Source organism: Streptomyces sp. NPDC050658 (assembly GCF_044457025.1).
Classification (GTDB): Bacteria; Actinomycetota; Actinomycetes; order Streptomycetales; family Streptomycetaceae; genus Streptomyces.
On sequence record NZ_JBITGM010000010.1, the window covers coordinates 1 to 17714 of the forward strand.

General features: G+C 71.6%; 11 protein-coding genes. 6 read left to right on the plus strand and 5 right to left on the minus strand.

Going from position 1 to position 17714, the window contains the following annotated elements; all coding sequences use genetic code 11:
- Positions 1-1817: 1817 nt before the first annotated feature.
- Entirely contained in the window at positions 1818-2540 is a 723-nt protein-coding gene (locus ACIBKX_RS29870; protein WP_363275053.1) for a nucleotidyltransferase domain-containing protein, read from the minus strand.
- A 302-nt stretch (positions 2541-2842) separates the two neighbouring features.
- Between ACIBKX_RS29870 and ACIBKX_RS29875 the strand changes: the two genes are divergently transcribed.
- Complete coding sequence (locus ACIBKX_RS29875; protein ID WP_363275054.1) at positions 2843-4216, plus strand: MFS transporter; 1374 nt, start codon at positions 2843-2845, stop codon at positions 4214-4216.
- A gap of 30 nt (positions 4217-4246) precedes the next feature.
- Here the strand turns inward: ACIBKX_RS29875 and ACIBKX_RS29880 are convergent, their stop codons facing one another.
- Positions 4247-7120, minus strand: a complete 2874-nt coding sequence (locus ACIBKX_RS29880; RefSeq protein ID WP_399376460.1) for a BTAD domain-containing putative transcriptional regulator — start codon at positions 7118-7120, stop codon at positions 4247-4249.
- A 146-nt stretch (positions 7121-7266) separates the two neighbouring features.
- Here ACIBKX_RS29880 and ACIBKX_RS29885 point away from each other — a divergent pair, with 146 nt between their 5' ends.
- Both ACIBKX_RS29885 and ACIBKX_RS29890 read left to right on the plus strand, forming a co-directional pair.
- Entirely contained in the window at positions 7267-7605 is a 339-nt protein-coding gene (locus ACIBKX_RS29885; protein WP_363275056.1) for a hypothetical protein, read from the plus strand.
- Positions 7606-7767: 162 nt separating this feature from the next.
- Positions 7768-8214 (plus strand): VOC family protein, encoded by a 447-nt coding sequence (locus ACIBKX_RS29890; RefSeq protein ID WP_363275057.1) that lies wholly within the window; start codon positions 7768-7770, stop codon positions 8212-8214.
- A 67-nt stretch (positions 8215-8281) separates the two neighbouring features.
- Here ACIBKX_RS29890 and acnA read toward each other — a convergent pair whose 3' ends face one another.
- Both acnA and ACIBKX_RS29900 read right to left on the minus strand, forming a co-directional pair.
- Positions 8282-11008 carry an aconitate hydratase AcnA gene (gene acnA, locus ACIBKX_RS29895; RefSeq protein ID WP_363275058.1) on the minus strand — a complete coding sequence of 909 codons (2727 nt, stop codon included), beginning with the start codon at positions 11006-11008 and terminating at the stop codon, positions 8282-8284.
- 148 nt (positions 11009-11156) lie between these two features.
- The gene (locus ACIBKX_RS29900) at positions 11157-12155 is read right to left on the minus strand and encodes a LacI family DNA-binding transcriptional regulator (RefSeq protein ID WP_363275059.1); all 999 of its coding nucleotides are present in this window, start codon (positions 12153-12155) and stop codon (positions 11157-11159) included.
- 99 nt (positions 12156-12254) lie between these two features.
- Here ACIBKX_RS29900 and ACIBKX_RS29905 point away from each other — a divergent pair, with 99 nt between their 5' ends.
- The 3 genes from ACIBKX_RS29905 (at position 12255) to ACIBKX_RS29915 (ending at position 17295) form a co-directional block, all read left to right on the plus strand.
- Positions 12255-14150 carry an amidohydrolase gene (locus ACIBKX_RS29905; protein ID WP_363275060.1) on the plus strand — a complete coding sequence of 632 codons (1896 nt, stop codon included), beginning with the start codon at positions 12255-12257 and terminating at the stop codon, positions 14148-14150.
- 150 nt (positions 14151-14300) lie between these two features.
- Positions 14301-15830, plus strand: a complete 1530-nt coding sequence (locus ACIBKX_RS29910; protein WP_363275061.1) for a UDP-N-acetylglucosamine 1-carboxyvinyltransferase — start codon at positions 14301-14303, stop codon at positions 15828-15830.
- A gap of 94 nt (positions 15831-15924) precedes the next feature.
- Positions 15925-17295, plus strand: coding sequence for a VCBS repeat-containing protein (locus tag ACIBKX_RS29915; protein ID WP_363275062.1), 1371 nt, complete (start codon positions 15925-15927; stop codon positions 17293-17295).
- On the opposite strand, the gene ACIBKX_RS29920 is transcribed toward ACIBKX_RS29915, so the two are convergent.
- Positions 17264-17683 (minus strand): RidA family protein, encoded by a 420-nt coding sequence (locus ACIBKX_RS29920; RefSeq protein ID WP_363275063.1) that lies wholly within the window; start codon positions 17681-17683, stop codon positions 17264-17266. The two genes, ACIBKX_RS29915 and ACIBKX_RS29920, sit on opposite strands and share 32 nt — an antisense overlap.
- Positions 17684-17714 lie beyond the last annotated feature (31 nt).

A 17714-nucleotide genomic window follows, 5' to 3' on the forward strand; every position in this document is an offset into this window, starting at 1 on the left:
CCTTCGGTCGCGTCGGCTTCGCCGATTCCGCTTGCGCTCCACCCTTGACAGGCCCGCCTCCACCGCAGAGACCTTCTTGACCGGGCGGCCAGGGGTGGGGCTCACGGGGAGGGCCGGTGGGGCGGTGCGGTCTTCGTGCCGGGTGCGGACTGGTTCGTTTCAGGCGCCGCCAGTCAAAAGGGGTGCGCGGCTGGTGCGGGGATGGGTCCCGGTTTCGTCAAGCGTCTGCCGACCGGATCTTTCGGGGTGGACGTCATGCGGGGAGGGTGCCGCCAGGTGGGAAGGGGCTGGGGGTGCGTGGCCGGTCCGGGGGGGGACGGGCTGCGGTGATCACGCCCGTGCGGGCGATGGGCGGTGGGCGGTGGGGGGGGGAGGGTGTCGGGGGACGGCGTCGTGTGGCCGGTGGCCGGTGGCTGGTGGGCGGTGAGGGCGGGTGGCCAGGTGGCAGGCGCTGGGAGGGGTGGCGCGATGGAGGGGAGGCGGTCGAGGCGTGTGTGACTGGCGGGGCCTTGTCTCCCGACCCTCATCCCGGCATATCGGTCATCTCGGGTGTCGGGAGGGGGGATTCGGAGCGGGATACGAGAAAGTCCCGTCGATTGGGGGCTGGGGGCGGCGTGTCGTGGGACTTTCTCGGAAAGCGGCCCGCTGCCCCTCCTTCCGCCCGCACCCGCCCGTTGCCGCCGCCGCTGCTTCTGCCTACTGCCCCTTGCGGACTGCTGGTGCCGTCCGGGGTTAAGCCCCGCTCGCTGGCTGCTCGCTGTTTGGCCGGGGTGAAGGGGGGCTACTTCACTGCCGCCGGAGCGATGCCGGCCTGTCGGGCCCGCCTCCACCGAGTGAGAGAGCTGTACCGAACCAGTCCGCACCCGGCACGACGACCGGCCCGGCCGCCGGAGCGGAGCCGTCCTGCCGGGCGGCCCCTCTCCGGCTGACCGAGCCCTTCCGAACCAGTCCGCACCCGGCATGAAGACCGAACCGCCTGCCGGTCCCTCCCGTGAGTCCCCTCCCCTGGCCGCCCGGTCAAGAAGGTCTCTGCGGTGGAGGTGGGCCTGTCAAGGGTGGAGCGCAAGCGGAATCGGCGAAGCCGACGCCCGAAGGGCGCCCTTTACAGGGGCGCCGGAACCGCCACACTCCGCAGAAGCCGGGCGGCCCCGGCCACCATCAACGACACCGGCCCACCCAAAGCAGCCGCCCTGACCCCAGCCCCACCCAGCGACCGAGCCCCAAACGAACTAGTCCGCACCCGGCACGACGACCCACCACCGCCACCGAAGCCAAGCCGCCCCTACCGGGCCCCGCCTTCACCCAGCGGGCGAGCTACACCGAACCAATCCGCACCCGGCATGAAAGCCGAACCGCCCCACCGGACCTCCCCGTGAGCCCCGCTCCCCCGGCCACCAACAACGACACCGGGCCACCCGCAGTAATCGCCCCAACGCCCACCACACGGCGATCGCCCTTGCCAGGGACAGCAGTTCACGTTCAGGTGGGGGCGGGTGGGTGGGGATTCGGCGGTGACGACTGAGTGCAGGGGCATGGCATCCCCGGCCCGGTGCGCGTCGACGCTCCGGCCCGCCCGAAGACCCCAGCCGCCCAGCATCTCCCCTGCCCGTGACGGCAGTTCAGCTCCGACGGGGGCTGGGTCAGGGTGGCCGCCCCGAAGCCGCCGAGCCCTGCGCCCGCCCATCCTGGGCTCCGCCCCTGCCGGGGCGGCAGTTCAGTTCAGGTAGGGGGAGGCGAGGACGCCTCGATGCCGGGGCACGGCAGCCCCTGCCCGGTGCGCCGCGCGTCGCCCAGGCTCAGGCTCGCCTCGCCCCCCCTCAGCCGCCCTGCGCATATCCCTCCCTCAGCGCTCCCCCCAGAATCTCCAGCACCCCTTCCACCGCCGTCGCCAGCGGAGTTGGGTCCGCGTTTTCGGCCACCGCTTGGTGGCCGGACAGCAGGGCCTCGCCTCGGAGCGGGTCCGCGCTCAGGAGTCTGCGGGGGAGCCACTTGCCGATGCCGGTCCAGCAGCCGTGGTGGGCGATGAGGAGGTTCGCCGCCTCCCGGAGGGTGAAGTCGGCGAGGGCGAGTTGTTCGTAACGGTCGGACATCGGCGTATCCAGCAGGTCGTCCATGAAGCAGGTCAGGACGTAACGCCCGCGCTCCCACTCCGCCCGAGTAAGTGGCGGCGGGCCCGCCTCCAGCGCCGCCCGTGCCTGTTCGCGGGTGGTGGCGAGCAATCCGTGGGGGTCCGTGAGGGGCAACCCCTGGTCGTAGATGAAGAGGAGAGTTCCCCGGCGCAGGCGTCTGTCCCGCTCGAAGCGCTCCGGCACGTCCGCGAGCGTGTGCAGGAAGAGTTCAGCCAGGCGGCCCCCATGACGTACGACTTCACGGCGGCTCGCCTCGCCGTCCGGCAAGAGGACGGCGATGTCCAGATCGCTGGTCGGAGTGGCCCGGCCCTGAGCCGCCGAGCCACCCAGCACGGCGCCCAGTGCGTCCGGGAAACGAGACCGGACCAGGCTCAGCGCCTGGGCTTCCGGCGTGACGTGATCATCATCCATGGCCGACCATCATCCATGAGCGGCCGTCTTGCCAGTCAGCCACCGACCGAACGAACGAACGACCAGCCAACCAGCCATCCACGCAGGCCAGCCCCCCCACCCCAAAAAAAGACCCCACCCCCCCACCCAACCCAAATAATCACGTGCCCCCCACCCCCACCCTCCACTACCCTCACCCCCATGTCCGTGACCAAGTAACTCCAGGTGCCCCACCCGCCCCGCGGGTCCGTGGCACGGAAGCGTCCTGTCTTCCTCCGCCCCCGCCGGTCCTCGGCCCGGGGCTGATCTGGAGTGCCCACCTCATGGAAAACCCGGAAACCACGCAGCGCTCAATGCGCGAGCGGCGTACGCTCGCCCTCGCTCTGCTCTCCCTCCTGCAATTCCTCATCGCCATCGACGTCACCGTCGTGAACGTCGCTCTCCCCTCCATCGGGGCCGACTTCGACGCGCGGACCGGTGGCCTGTCCTGGGTCGTCACCGGGTACACCCTCGTCGGCGGCGGGCTCCTGCTGCTCGGCGGGCGGCTGACCGATCTGCTGGGCAGGCGGCGGATGTTCCTGCTGGGGGCCGCCCTCTTCGCGGGCGCCTCGCTCGCGGCGGGGCTCGCGCCGAACCTGGAGACGCTGATCGCCGCCCGCTTCGCGCAGGGCGCGGGCGAGGCGCTCGCCTCCCCCGCCGCGATGTCACTGATCGCACTGCTCTTCCCCGGCCCGGAGGAGCGCGCGAAGGCGCTCGGCGTGTGGGGTGCGATCTCGGCGGGCGGACTCGTCGTCGGCGTACTGCTCTCCGGTGTCATCGTCCAACTCCTCGACTGGCGCTGGATCTTCGGCATCAACGTGCCGCTCGCGGCGGCCGTCATCGCCGTCACGCCCACGCTGGTCCGGGCCGACGGCCCGCGCGCCGCCGGGGGACGCCGGCTCGACCTGCCCGGCGCCGCGCTGCTGACCTTCGGCCCCATCACCTTCGTGTACGGCGTGCTGCGCGGCGACTTGGTCGCGGTGGTCGTCGGTGCGGTGCTGATCGCCGCGTTCGTACTCGTCGAGGCGCGGGCCAAGAGTCCGCTCGTCCCGCTCTCCTTCTTCGCCCACCGCACCCGCGCCGTCGCCAACGCGGCCACGGTTCCGCTCAGCGCGGGGCTGTCGACCAGCTTCTTCCTGCTCACCCTCTACATGCAGGACGTCATCGAACTCTCCCCGCTCCAGGCCGGGTTGGCGTATCTGCCGTTCTGTGCCGTGCTGTTGGCCGCGATCTTCCTGACGTCCGGGTTGATCGGGGCGATCGGTACGAGGAACACCGCGCTGCTCGGTCTTCTCCTCACCGCGGCGGGGCTCGGCTGGCTGGCCCGGCTGCCCGACGCGGGCGGCCTGTGGGTGGACGTACTGCCGGGGATGGTCGGCGTCGCCGCCGGTATGGGCATCGGGCTGCTCGCGCTGCAGAACGCGGCCTTGTCCGACGTGACCGAGGACGACGCGGGCACGGCCTCCGGGGTGCAGCGGTCCGTGGACCAGCTCGGCGGTTCGCTCGGGCTCGCGGTGCTGGTGGGCGCGGTGGTCGGCGGCGGCAGCGCTCAAGTGGCCGATTTCCGGGCCGCGTTCGGGTGGGCAAGCCTCGCGGTGCTCGTCGCGGCGGCGGGCGTGGCCATCGCCGTACGAAGGGGCAGCGAGGGCGAGAAGTAGCTCCAACCGAACCACCGGACAAGGAGCGGCTCACCCGCTCCTCCCCAACGCCAACCGCATGGGATCCCGCACCCCCTCCCCCTCGGCGAACGCCGCCGCATAGGCCCGTTCGCCGAGGGCTCCCCGTACCACGCGCTCCACCTCGGCATGGACGTCGTGCAGCGGGCGCAGGCCCGTCAGTGCGACGCCCGTCGTCCGCAGGAGGCGGGCCGCCGCCCCCATCAGCCGGGCCGCCCGGCCGTGGTCGCCGGTGGCGGCCACCGCCCAGGCCATGGCCTCCACGCCCCACACGGTGCCCCAGCGGTCGCCGATGGCCCGCTGACGGCGCAGGGAGTCGCGGAAGAGTTCCGTCGCGTGGCGCGGGTCGCCGTGGCGGAGTTCCGCGAGGCCCATGCCCCAGAGTCCCCAGGAGTGGGCCCAGCCCGCGCCGTGGGCCTCGGCCTCGGTCACGTACTCGTGCCCGGCGGCCAGGGCGGGCCCGCGCTCGCCCAGGAAGGACGTCGCCATGGACCAGAGCATCGTCGCCATATGGGCGTCGCCGGTCTGGCCGGCCGACCGGAAGCCGTCCCTGGCCCGCGCCAGGAGGGGGATGGCGCGTACGTCGGCGTGGATCAGGAAGGCGAAGACGCCGTCCATGTACGTGAGGACGCCGAGGGCCGCCTCGTCGCCGCTGTCCTGGCCGAGGCGTACCGCGTCGGCGAGGAAGCGTTCGGCGGCGGGCTGGTCCCCCTGGCACAGCGTGATCCAGGCGGCGAGGGCCAGCGCTCCGGTCCGCAGTGCGGCGGGGGCCTGCGGGGTGAGGGCGAGCGTTCGGGTCAGCCAGTGTCTGCCCTCGCCCAGCGAGCTGCTGAAGAACCAGTACCGGGTGCGGGTGAGGCTGCCGGCGATCGCGAGTCCGGCCGTCGCGTCGCCCTGTCCCGTGACGCAGAAGTCGAGCGCCGCCCGCAGGTTGGGGGACTCCAGGCGCAGCCGGGCCAGCCAGGCGACCTCGTCGGGGCCGCACCAGCGCGCCGCCGCCCGCGCGGTCATGTCCGCGTAGTACGCGCAGTGCCTGCGGCGCAGCGCGACGTCCCTGCCGCGCTCGCGGAGTCGGTCCTGTCCGTACTGGCGCAGGGTCTCCAGCATCCGGTAGCGGGCGCGTGGCCCGGTGGTGTCGACGGTGAGGACGGACTTGTGCGCCAGGGCGGCGAGGACGTCCACGATGTCCTCGCGGGCGGTGTCCTCATCAGGGCACACGGCCTCGGCCGCCGCGAGGTCGAAGCCGCCGGCGAACACCGAAACCCCTGCCCACAGGCTCCGTTCGCGTTCGTCGCACAGGTCGTGGCTCCAGTCGACGACGCCGCGCAGGGTGCGCTGGTGCCGGGGGCCGGTGCGCGCGCCGCTGCCGGAGAGCAGCCGGAAGCGGTCGTCGAGGCGCTCCAGGATCTCCTCGGCGGAGAGCGTGCCGAGGCGTACGGCGGCGAGTTCGATCGCGAGCGGAATGCCGTCGAGGCGTCGGCACAGGCGGCCCACCGCCTCCTGGTTGCGTGCGGTGATCCGGAAGTACGGGGCGCAGGCCTCGGCGCGGTCGGCGAGCAGCCGCACCGCCTCGCAGCGCGTCAACGCCGTTGGTGCGCCCCGGTCTTGGGGGACGGCGAGTGGCGGTACGGGCAGCAGGTACTCCCCCGCGACCCGCAGTCCCTGGCGGCTGGTGGCGAGGACCCGCAGGCCGGGCGCCGAGCGCAGCAGCGTACCGACGAGGTGGCCGGCTTCCTCGGCGACGTGCTCGCAGTTGTCGAGGACGAGCAGGAGTCGGCGCTCCCGCAGGTGCTCGACCAGCACCTCCGTGCCGTGCCGTGAGGACTGGTCGGGGATGCCGAGCGCGTCGGCGACGGCCCGGTCCAGGAGTTTCGGCTCGGTCAGCGGCGCGAGGTCGGCGAGCCACGCCCCATGCGGGAACGCCCAGGAGGCCTCGGCGGCGGCGCGCAGCGCGAGGCGGGTCTTGCCGACGCCGCCGGGGCCAGTGAGCGTGACGAGCCGGGCGTTGTCCAGGAGCTTCGCCGTGGTGCGGAGCAGGCTCTCGCGGCCGATGAAGGTGGTCGTCTCGGCGGGCAGATTCCCCTGGGTCCGTGGGCCGTCCGCCGACTGCGACACGGTCAGGGAGGGGTCGGCGGTGAGCACCCGCTGGTGCAGTTGCCAGAGTTCGGCGCCCGGATCGACGCCCAGTTCGTCGAGGAGCAGCGCGCTGACGGTCCGGTAGCAGTCGAGGGCTTCGCCCTGCCGGCCCGAGCGGTAGAGGGCCAGCATGCGCTGTGCCCAGAAGCGTTCGCGCAGCGGGTGGGAGGCGGTGAGTTCACTGAGCCGTGGCAGCACGTCGGCGTGCCGTCCGAGGCGGAAGTCGGCCTCGGTGCGCAGTTCCAGGGCGGTGAGGCGGCGTTCGTCGAGGGCGGGGGCGATCTCCAGCCGCAGTCGCTGCGAGGGCACGTCGGCGAACGGCTCCCCGCGCCACAGCGCCAGCGCCTCGCCGAGCAGCGCGGAGGCCCGTTCGGTCGCCTTCGCCGCGGCGGCGGCCCGCGCGCGGGCCACCAGGGCGTCGAAACGGTGCAGGTCGAGGGCTTCTTCGCGTACGTCGATGACGTAGCCGTCGGGGCGGGTGCGGATCGGGGTGCCGGCCGGGGCGCCGAGGGTGCGGCGCAGCCGCAGGACGTAGTTCTGCAGGGCGTTGCGGGCGCCGTCCGGGGGCTCGTCGTCCCACAGTCTGCCGATCAGGGTGTCGGTGGCGACGACCTTGTTGGCGTCCACCAGGAGCGCGGCCAGCAGGGCCCGCTGTTTGGCCGCCCGCAGCGCCACGGGCCTGCCGTCGAGCAGCACTTCGAGCGGTCCCAGAAGCCGGTACTCGAACTCCGCGATCTTCACGCCAGTCACGTTGCGTCATGATCCCAGTACGTGAGGTGAGTGTCGAGTGACCGTCGAGTGAGCGACGTGAGAGGGCCGCCCGGAAGCATCACAGCAGTGCGGACGGCGGTGCGCGAGCGGTGCACCGCGACGCCGATCCAGAAGGAGACCCACCCATGAACAAGCCTCGCCGCCTCACCGGGTTCGCCCTCAGGCTCGCGGCGGTGGCGGCCGCCGCGCTCCCGGTGTTCGCCGTCGCGCCGGGCGCGGCGGCGGCACCGCAGCACCAGGCCGCCGCCCTCACCTGCACCACGGACACCGACGGCTACTGGGGTCACGCGCACTGCACCAACACCACCGGTGCCGAGACGTCCTTCCGCGTCCATGTGGTCTGCGGTGAGTGGCCGGACGCCTACGGGGACTGGAAGACGCTGGCTCCCGGCGCGAAGGACGTGTCGAGCGCGCGCTGCTTCGGCGGCACGGGCGTCGGCGCCGTGCACGTGCAGGAGGGGTGATCCGTGCAGGAGGGGTGACCCCGCGTCGGCGGTGACGGCCGCCGGCGGAAAGGGCCTCGACAGCGCGATGTCGCCGTGTCTAAGATCCACGGCGACATCGCGTGTCGGTCACCGGCTGGGTGAGGCATGGAGGTGTCGGGAGATGCCTTCTGGAGGCATTCCTTGTCGGTCGAGCTGAACCACACGATCATCCACGCCCGGGACAACCGGGAGTCCGCTGAATTCTTCACGGACCTGCTGGGCCTCACCATCACCTCGGAATGGGGCCCGTTCATCGCGGTGGCCCTGGGCAACGGAGTCACCCTGGACTTCGCCACCGCCCCCGCGGACACGATCACCCCGCAGCACTACGCCTTCCTGATCTCGGAGGCGGAGTTCGAGGCGGCGTACGAGAAGATCTCGACGCGCGGGATCGAGCACTGGGCGGACCCGCAGCAGAAGCTGCCGGGCGAGTTCAACACCAACGACGGCGGCCGCGGGGTCTACTTCCTGGACCCGGCGGGCCACTACATGGAGATCATCACGATCCCGTACGGCGGCTGGCCCCGTCAGGGGCTCGGGTCTGTGACATGTGCGGCTCCGCCGCGGGGCGCGACAAGCCCTCACTGAGCCGCGGACACAGCACGAGGGCCGCACCCCCGGCACAACGGGGGTGCGGCCCTCGACTGCCGTAAGGCTACTTACGGATCAGGCTGCGCAGCACGTACTGCATGATGCCGCCGTTGCGGTAGTAGTCCGCCTCGCCGGGGGTGTCGATGCGGACGACCGCGTCGAACTCGACACCGGTGTCGGTGGTGACCTTGACCGTGCTCGGCGTGGTGCCGTTGTTGAGCTCGGTGACGCCGGAGATCGAGAAGGTCTCCTCGCCGGTCAGGCCGAGCGAGTCGGCCGACTGGCCCTCCGGGAACTGCAGCGGCAGGACGCCCATGCCGATGAGGTTCGAGCGGTGGATGCGCTCGTACGACTCGGTGATGACGGCCTTGACGCCGAGCAGCGCGGTGCCCTTGGCGGCCCAGTCGCGGGACGAGCCGGAGCCGTACTCCTTGCCGCCCAGGATGACCAGGGGGATGTCCTGCGCCTGGTAGTTCTGCGAGGCGTCGTAGATGAACGACACCGGGGCGTCCCCGGCAGCGGCGGCCTGGGTGAAGTCGCGGGTGAAGCCGCCCTCCGTGCCCGGCGCGATCTGGTTGCGCAGGCGGATGTTGGCGAACGTGCCGCGGATCATGACCTCGTGGTTGCCGCGACGGGAACCGTACGAGTTGAAGTCGCGACGCTCGACGCCGTGTTCCGACAGGTACTTGCCCGCCGGGGTGTCGGCCTTGATCGCACCGGCCGGGGAGATGTGGTCGGTGGTGACCGAGTCGCCCAGCTTGGCGAGGACGCGGGCGCCGGAGATGTCGGAGACCGGCTTCGGCTCCATCTCCATGCCCTCGAAGTACGGGGGCTTGCGGACGTAGGTCGACTCGGCGTCCCACTCGAAGGTGTTGCCGGTCGGGATCGAGAGCGCCTGCCACTGGGCGTCGCCCGCGAAGACGTCCTGGTAGGACTTGTTGAACATGTCCTCGCCGATGGAGTTGGCGACGACGTCGTTCACCTCGGCCTCGGAGGGCCAGATGTCCTTCAGGTAGACGGGGTTGCCGTCCTGGTCCGCGCCGAGCGCGTCCTTGGTGATGTCGACCTTCATCGAACCGGCGATGGCGTACGCGACGACCAGCGGCGGGGACGCCAGGTAGTTCATCTTGACGTCGGGGTTGATGCGGCCCTCGAAGTTGCGGTTGCCGGAGAGGACCGACGTGACCGCCAGGTCGTGCTCGTTGACCGCCTTCGAGACCTCCTCGGGCAGCGGGCCCGAGTTGCCGATGCAGGTGGTGCAGCCGTAGCCGACGAGGTTGAAGCCGACCTTGTCGAGGTACGGGGTCAGGCCCGCCTTGTCGAAGTAGTCGGTGACGACCTTCGAGCCCGGCGCGAGGGTCGTCTTGACCCACGGCTTGCGGGACAGGCCCTTCTCCACGGCCTTCTTCGCGACGAGCGCGGCGGCGACCATGACGTACGGGTTCGAGGTGTTGGTGCAGGAGGTGATCGCGGCGACGGTGACGGCGCCGTGGTCGATCTCGTACGTCGAGCCGTCGGGGGCGGTGACGGTGGTCGGACGCGACGGCACGCCGTTGGACGCGGCCGGGGAGTCGGAGGCCGGGAAGGACTCCTTGCCCGCCTCGTCGTCGTCCTCGACGTAGTTGCGTACGTCGAGCGCGAACTGCTGGGCGGCGTTGGCGAGGACGATGCGGTCCTGCGGGCGCTTGGGACCGGCGATCGACGGGACGACCGTGGAGAGGTCCAGCTCCAGCTTCTCGGAGAAGTCGGGCTCGGCGGCCGGGTCGAGCCAGAGGCCCTGCTCCTTGGCGTACGCCTCGACGAGCGCGACCTGCTGCTCGTCACGGCCGGTCAGGCGCAGGTACTTCAGCGTCTCGTCGTCGATCGGGAAGATCGCGGCGGTGGAGCCGAACTCCGGCGACATGTTGCCGATGGTGGCGCGGTTGGCCAGCGAGGTGGCGGCGACGCCCTCGCCGTAGAACTCGACGAACTTGCCGACGACGCCGTGCTTACGCAGCATCTCGGTGATCGTGAGGACCAGGTCGGTGGCGGTGGTGCCGGCCGGCAGCTCGCCGGTCAGCTTGAAGCCGACGACGCGCGGGATGAGCATGGAGACCGGCTGGCCGAGCATCGCGGCCTCGGCCTCGATGCCGCCGACGCCCCAGCCGAGGACACCCAGGCCGTTGACCATCGTGGTGTGCGAGTCGGTGCCGACCAGCGTGTCGGGGTAGGCCTGGCCGCCCCGGACCATGACCGTGCGGGCCAGCTTCTCGATGTTGACCTGGTGCACGATGCCGGTGCCCGGCGGGACGACCTTGAACTCGTCGAACGCGGTCTGACCCCAGCGCAGGAACTGGTAGCGCTCCTTGTTGCGGCCGTACTCCAGCTCGACGTTCTGGCCGAAGGCGTCCTTCGTGCCGAACTTGTCGGCGATGACGGAGTGGTCGATGACCAGCTCGGCCGGGGCCAGCGGGTTGATCTTCGCCGGGTCGCCGCCGAGCTCCTTCACGGCCTCACGCATGGTGGCGAGGTCCACGACGCAGGGCACGCCGGTGAAGTCCTGCATGATCACGCGGGCCGGCGTGAACTGGATCTCCTGCGACGGCTGCGCCTGGGAGTCCCAGTTGCCGAGCGCGCGGATGTGGTCGGCGGTGATGTTCGCGCCGTCCTCGGTGCGGAGCAGGTTCTCCAGGAGAACCTTCAGGCTGTAAGGGAGGCGCGCGGAGCCCTCGACCTTGTCCAGCTTGAAGATCTCGTACGACTCGTCGCCCACGCGCAGCGTGCTGCGGGCGTCGAAGCTGTTCGCCGACACGACAGTCTCCTTCATATATGTGCGCGTTCCATCACATCCTGCCGCCACGACTCCTCGTCGATCCGCTAAGGTAAGGCTTAGTTAGGTAACCCTTACCAGGGGGCGGCTTGTGCTGCGCCTCGGTAGATATCTCGATGTCGAGATAACTCTAGTACATGACCCCGCGCCGCGACGAGGCGCGGGGTCTCAGACCCGCGGGGATCAGCACCTGACCGGGCGCTTCGGCCTGCCTTCCTTCGGTTCGCCCGCCTTCGACCAGGTCCACGAGGAGGGCCACGGCCGTGCGTGCCGTGCGCGCCGGGTCGAGGGTCACCGTCGTGACGGGCGGCTCGGTCTCCGCGTACCCCGGATCCTCGCTCGCGCACACGAGCAGGAGATCGTCCGGGACCCGCAGTCCGTGCCGGGCCGCCGCGGCGAGGAGCTGGCGGCCGCCGGGGTCATAGGCGGCGTGGACGGCGTCGATCCGTCCGAGCACCTCGTCGAATGCATGACCTTCATCGTCGTACGCATCGAAGGGGACCACCAGCGGGGGAAGTGAGCGCTGGGCGCACCACTCCTCGTACGTCCGGGTCACCACGCGCGCGTAGTGCTCGCCCCCGTTGCCGGACTGCAGGGCGATCCGGCGGGCGCCGGCCGCGGTGAGGTGGTCGAGGACCTCGCGGGTGGTGGCCACGTGGTCGTTGTCGACCCAGCGGTCCAGGGGGTGCGGGTCGCCGGGGGCGCCGTCGAAGACCAGCGGGATGCCGCGGGCGCGCAGTGCGCGGACCATGGGGTCGCCCGGCGGGCTGTCCATCACGAGCATGCCGTCCACGGCGATGCCGTGCCAGGTGTCCTCCGTGACACGGTCGGCCGGGAGCGTGGTGAGGGCGTAGCCACGGGCGTGGGCGGCGGCGGTCGCCGCGGTGACGGCCGCGGAGAAGTAGGCGACTTCCGCGTAGTTCCAGGCTGTTCGGTACGTCGTGACGGCGACGCCGAGCGTGCGGGTACGCGCGGCGTGGGGCGTCCCGTAGCCGAGGGCCGTTGCCGTCTCGCGCACCCGGCGGCGGGTGGAGTCGGCCAGGCGGCCGGTGCCGTTGAGGGCGTGCGAGACGGTCGCGGTCGATACCTCGGCTGCGCGGGCGATGTCGGCGAGGGTGGGCCTTTCCACGCCGGGGATCCTACGGAATCCGTGGCGGGCGGCGGGTTCTGGTTAACGCGTTACTCGGTGAATCTTGCGCACCACCCACCCGACTACCCAGGAGTGCGCATGACGTCTCCGCAGTTCTCCGCCCTCTCCCGGCGCGGACTCCTCACCGCCACCGGCGCCGCAGGTCTCGGCGCCCTCGTGGGGGCCTCGCCCGCTGCCGCCGCCACCACGCGGCGCTCCGCCGCCCTCCTCGTCCACAACGCCCGCGTCTTCACCGGAACCCGGGGGCACGTCGACGCGGAGGCCGTCGTCGTCGGGCGGGACGGGCGGATTCTCGCCGTGGGCCGGGGCAACGCCCTCAAGCGGTTCATCGGGCGGGACACCCATGTGGTCGACGGGCGCGGCGGCACCCTCATGAGCGGCATCCACGACGGCCACGCGCATCCGATGGGCGCCGCCGACCGGTCGCTGAAGCCGTCCCTCGAGGGCGCCGAGCAGACCGTCGAGGAGCTGCGGGCGACGCTCACCGGTTTCCTGGAGGACTCCGGCGACCAGGAGCCCGACGGGTGGCTCGTGGTGGAGGACTGGAACCCCGTGGGCCTGCTTCCGCAGGGGACCGCGCCGCACCACTCCATGCTCGACGCCCTGCCGACCCGCCGGCCCGTCGCGCTGGTCGGCGCCGACGGGCACAACATCTGGGTCAACCAGCGGGCCCTGGACATCGCCGGGATCACCGCGTCCACCCCGGACCCGGTCGGCGGAAAGATCGTCAAGGACAAGGACGGCAAGCCCAGCGGCGTGCTCAAGGACGACGCGCAGCCGCTGGTCACCCGGCACATCCCCGCACCGGACCGCGAGCAGCTCATCGCCGCCGCGAAACAGACCTTCGCCGCGGCCGCCGCATCCGGGATCACCACGTTCATGGAAGCGGTGGTCGGCAAGGGCGAGCTGAGCACCTATCAGGCGCTCTCCGAACGCGGCGCGCTGCCGCAGCGGATCGTGCCCGCCCTGCGGATCGACTCGGACCAGGCCAAGGACCCGGCGGCGGCCCTCGCCTACGCGCGCGGGCTCCGGGACGAGTTCGGCGGCGTGCGCGGGATCCGGTTCGGCACGGTCAAGGTCTTCCTGGACGGGGTCATCGAGTACCCGGCGCAGACCGCCGCGCTGCTTGAGCCCTATCTGGACAAGGACGGCAGGCCCACCGACCACCGCGGCGAGCTGTATGTGTCGGCCTCCGACTACGGCCGGCTCACCGCCGCCTTCAACAAGGACGGCTGGCAGATGCACGCGCACGCCATCGGCGACCGGGCCGTGCGCACCGCCCTCGACGGCTACGCGTACGCCCTGCGCACCACCCGCAGGCGCGGCCTGCGCAACACCGTCGCCCACCTCCAGGTCGTCGACCCGGCCGACCTGCCGCGCTTCGCGCAGCTCGACGTCGTGCCCTGTCTGCAGCTGCAGTGGGCGACGCGCAACACCTGGACCATGGACGCGCTGCTGCCCTACATCGGCGCCGAGCGGCACCGCCGGCAGTACCCGGCGCGCAGTCTCGAACGGCACGGGGCGCGGATCTCGGGTGGCTCGGACTGGCCGGTCGACGCGCTCCAGGTGTGGAACCAGGTGCGGACGGCCGTCGACCGGTACGGCTTCGAGGGAGAGCCGGACCAGGGCGACCTCTACCGCGAGGAGGAGGGCCTCAGCCGTGCGTCGTCCCTGCGTATGCACACCCTCGGCACCGCGCGTCAACTCCGCATGGACCACCTCACCGGAACCGTCGAACGGGGCAAGTCGGCCGATCTGGTGCTGCTCGACCGGGATGTGACGCGGTGTCCGGTGGCCGAAATCAGCTCTGCCGAAGTGCGACTGACGTTGACCGGGGGCACAGTGGTGCACGACGCCGAGTCGTCGGACGGACGTGCGGCCGCCGCCCGGCTGACGCGGGCGGCCTCGGGACCGAGGCCGGACGCGCAGGCCGCGGTGCACGGCGGACGGCACGGTTCGTGCGGCTGCGGCTGACGCGCGTACGACGAAGGGCGTAGTACCGGGCCGTACGGGGACGACATACGAATGACGTACGAGAAGGGGAACTTCCGTACCCAATCGGTCGTTTCCCGTATGGCCTACCCCACCGCGTGCGCCATCTCATATCTGAGATAACCTGCCGCCATGGCAGACGATTACCTCGTACGCATCGGCAAGCTCATCCGTGACGCCCGGCAGCACCGAGGCTGGACCCAGTCGCAGCTCGCCGAGGCTCTCAGCACCAGCCAGAGCGCGGTGAACCGCATCGAGCGCGGCAACCAGAACATCAGTCTTGAGATGATCGCCCGGATCGGCGAGGCGCTCGACAGTGAAATCGTCTCGCTCGGGTACGCAGGTCCCATGCATCTGCGCGTCGTCGGCGGACGCCGGCTCTCCGGCTCCATCGACGTCAAGACGAGCAAGAACGCCTGCGTGGCGCTGCTCTGCGCGTCCCTGCTCAACAAGGGGCGCACGGTCCTGCGCCGGGTGGCCCGCATCGAAGAGGTCTACCGCCTGCTCGAGGTGCTGAACTCCATCGGCGTACGCACCCGTTGGATCAACGACGGCGTCGACCTGGAGATCGTGCCGCCCGCGAAGCTCGACATGGAGGCGATCGACGCCGAGGCCGCGATCCGGACCCGTTCGATCATCATGTTCCTGGGTCCGCTGCTGCACCGCATGGACCGCTTCAAGCTGCCGTACGCGGGCGGCTGCGACCTCGGCACCCGCACGATCGAGCCGCACATGATCGCGCTGCGCCGCTTCGGCCTCGACATCGCGGCGACCGAGGGGCTCTACCACGCGGAGGTCGCGCGGGACGTCACCCCCGACCGCCCGATCGTGCTGACCGAGCGCGGCGACACGGTGACCGAGAACGCGCTGCTGGCCGCCGCGCGCAGCGCGGGCACGACCGTCATCCGCAATGCCTCGTCGAACTACATGGTCCAGGACCTGTGCTTCTTCCTGGAGGCGCTCGGCGTCAAGGTCGAGGGCATCGGCACGACCACGCTGACCGTGCACGGCGTGCCGGACATCGACGTGGACGTCGACTACTCCCCCTCCGAGGACCCGGTCGAGGCGATGAGCCTGCTCGCCGCCGCCGTCGTCACGGAGTCCGAGCTGACGGTCCGCCGGGTGCCGATCGAGTTCCTGGAGATCGAGCTCGCGGTGCTCGAGGAGATGGGCCTGGACCACGACCGCTCGGCGGAGTACGCCGCCGACAACGGCCGCACCCGGCTCATCGACCTGACCGTGCGCCCCTCCAAGCTGGAGGCGCCGATCGACAAGATCCACCCGATGCCGTTCCCCGGCCTGAACATCGACAACGTCCCCTTCTTCGCGGCCATCGCGGCGGCGGCGCAGGGCAAGACGCTGATCCACGACTGGGTGTACGACAACCGCGCGATCTATCTGACGGACCTGAACCGCCTCGGCGGCCGGCTCCAGCTCCTCGACCCGCACCGGGTGTTGGTGGAGGGGCCGACCCGCTGGCGCGCCGCCGAGATGATGTGCCCGCCCGCGCTGCGGCCGGCCGTGGTCGTGCTGCTCGCGATGATGGCCGCCGAGGGCACGTCGGTGCTCCGCAATGTGTACGTGATCAATCGCGGGTACGAGGAGCTGGCCGAGCGGCTCAACTCGGTGGGCGCGCAGATCGAGACGTTCCGGGACATCTAGGGTCTGCTGCCGCCGGTCGGTGTCCCGCTACGAGTGGGCAACGATCGGCCGCCGTCCCTGGAGTCCGCCGAGGGCGCGGTGTTGGGGTGAGTGCATGGCAGACCGCACTCTTCTCCCCGGCGCTCGCGCCCTCGCTCTCTGCGCCGCGCTCGTCCTCTCCGTGGCGGGGTGCGGCGACGGGGAGGCGTCGGGCGGCAGGTCGTCCGCGCCGTCGCCGCACCCCGCGCAGTCCGGTGACGGCAAGCCCGTCTCGACGCCGAGCGCGGGCAGCCCGCCGGCCGCCGACGGGAAGGGGTCCAAGGACCCGGACGACATCAACGGCGACGGACACCGCGATCTGGTGCTGCCGGTGCCTTCCCGCGAGGAGGGCGCGGGTGAGCGGCTCGGTGTCGTCTTCGGCTCCGCCAAGGGGCTCGATCCTTCGACGCATGCCGTGTACGACTACGACGCGAGGACGGTGACGACGGCCGATCTCGATGGTGACGGGTATCCCGATTTCGTCACCCTGTCCGCCGAGGACGAGGCGCTGACCGTCGGCTGGGGCGGCCCCGACGGGCCGAAGCCGGGGGCGGCGGCGACACGGATTCAGCCGCCGGGGGGCGTGGGGCTCGGCGACCATGTGCGGGGCGACTTCGACGGGGACGGGCACCATGACCTCGCGGCCATGCGCCGGGACGGGTCGGGCGTGGCCCTGCTGTACGGCCCGTTCACCCGGGCCGGGGTGCCCGCCCGCAGCGACGCGCGGCCCGGTTCGGACGGCTGGCTCGCGGCGGACGCCATCGCCCCTTCGGGGAAACCGCGCGCCACGGGGCTCCTCGTCCACTACGGCGACGACGGCGAGCAGACGGCCGGCGTCCTCTACCCCGCCCGCACCGGCAGCGGGCTCTCCCGCACGGGGACGAAGCTGCGCGAGGGCAACGCGGTGGCCTTCGGCGACTACGACGGCGACGGTGTCCGGGATCTCGCGATCGGCGACGACGGGAGCCGCAACAACGAGCCGGGGTACGAGACGGAGGAACCGGAGGTGGATGCCTCGCTCGCCGTGTACCCCGGCAAGGGCGGCGCCCCCGTCACCCATGAGATCCCCGAGAGCCGCAACTCCGGTTACGGGCCCGGGGGTTACGCCTCCGCGGACCCGGACGGCGACGGCCGCGACGGGATCCTCGTCGCCACGGATTCCGGCGCGCTGCTGATCGAGGGTGACCGGCGTACGGAGGTGCTGCGGGAGGGGCCCGCTCGGGCGGGCGGCAAGAAGACTCCGGCCCGGTGGCGGCACGCACGGCCGTATCCCGGCGCCGGCGCCGATTTCGACGCCGACGGCAAGGACGAGCTGATCTTCTGCTGGGGTGCGGGGACGTTGTTCGGGCTGTACGGGGAGGAGCCCACGCACTGGTGGGTGACGGAGGGGACTTCGGGGCGGGACAGGGCGGCGTTCACGACGACGTCGTTTCCCCGGCCTCGGTGACGGCGATTCCGTCGATCTCCACGAGGCATGCGTCGTCCCAGAGGCGGACGGCGCCGATGACGGCCATCGCGGGGTAGTCGCGCCCCGCCAACTTGCGCCAGATGCGGCCCAGTTCGGGGGCGTGGGCGCGGTAGTCGGCGACGTCCGTGGCGTAGACGGTGACGCGGGCGAGGTCGGCGGGGGTTCCCTGGGCGTGGCGCAGGGCCGTGAGGAGATTGCCGAGGGCCTGCTCGAACTGTTCGGGGAGGGTGCTTCCGGTGACCTTCCCTTCGGCGTCCAGGGCGGTCTGCCCGGCGAGGAAGACGAGGCGGGTGCCGGTGGCGGTGACGGCGTGGGAGAAGCCGGCGGGAGGGGAGAGTTCGGCGGGGTTGAGGCGGTGGAGGGGCATGGGGCTCCTTGGGGTGCGGGCTGTCACGGGG

Coding starts and splice junctions, on each gene's coding strand:
- ACIBKX_RS29875 (WP_363275054.1), top strand. CDS start 2,843: ATGGAAAACCCGGAAACCACGCAGCGCTCAATGCGCGAGCGGCGTACG.
- ACIBKX_RS29870 (WP_363275053.1), bottom strand. CDS start 2,540: ATGGATGATGATCACGTCACGCCGGAAGCCCAGGCGCTGAGCCTGGTC.
- ACIBKX_RS29915 (WP_363275062.1), top strand. CDS start 15,925: ATGGCAGACCGCACTCTTCTCCCCGGCGCTCGCGCCCTCGCTCTCTGC.
- ACIBKX_RS29885 (WP_363275056.1), top strand. CDS start 7,267: ATGAACAAGCCTCGCCGCCTCACCGGGTTCGCCCTCAGGCTCGCGGCG.
- ACIBKX_RS29905 (WP_363275060.1), top strand. CDS start 12,255: ATGACGTCTCCGCAGTTCTCCGCCCTCTCCCGGCGCGGACTCCTCACC.
- ACIBKX_RS29920 (WP_363275063.1), bottom strand. CDS start 17,683: ATGCCCCTCCACCGCCTCAACCCCGCCGAACTCTCCCCTCCCGCCGGC.
- ACIBKX_RS29910 (WP_363275061.1), top strand. CDS start 14,301: ATGGCAGACGATTACCTCGTACGCATCGGCAAGCTCATCCGTGACGCC.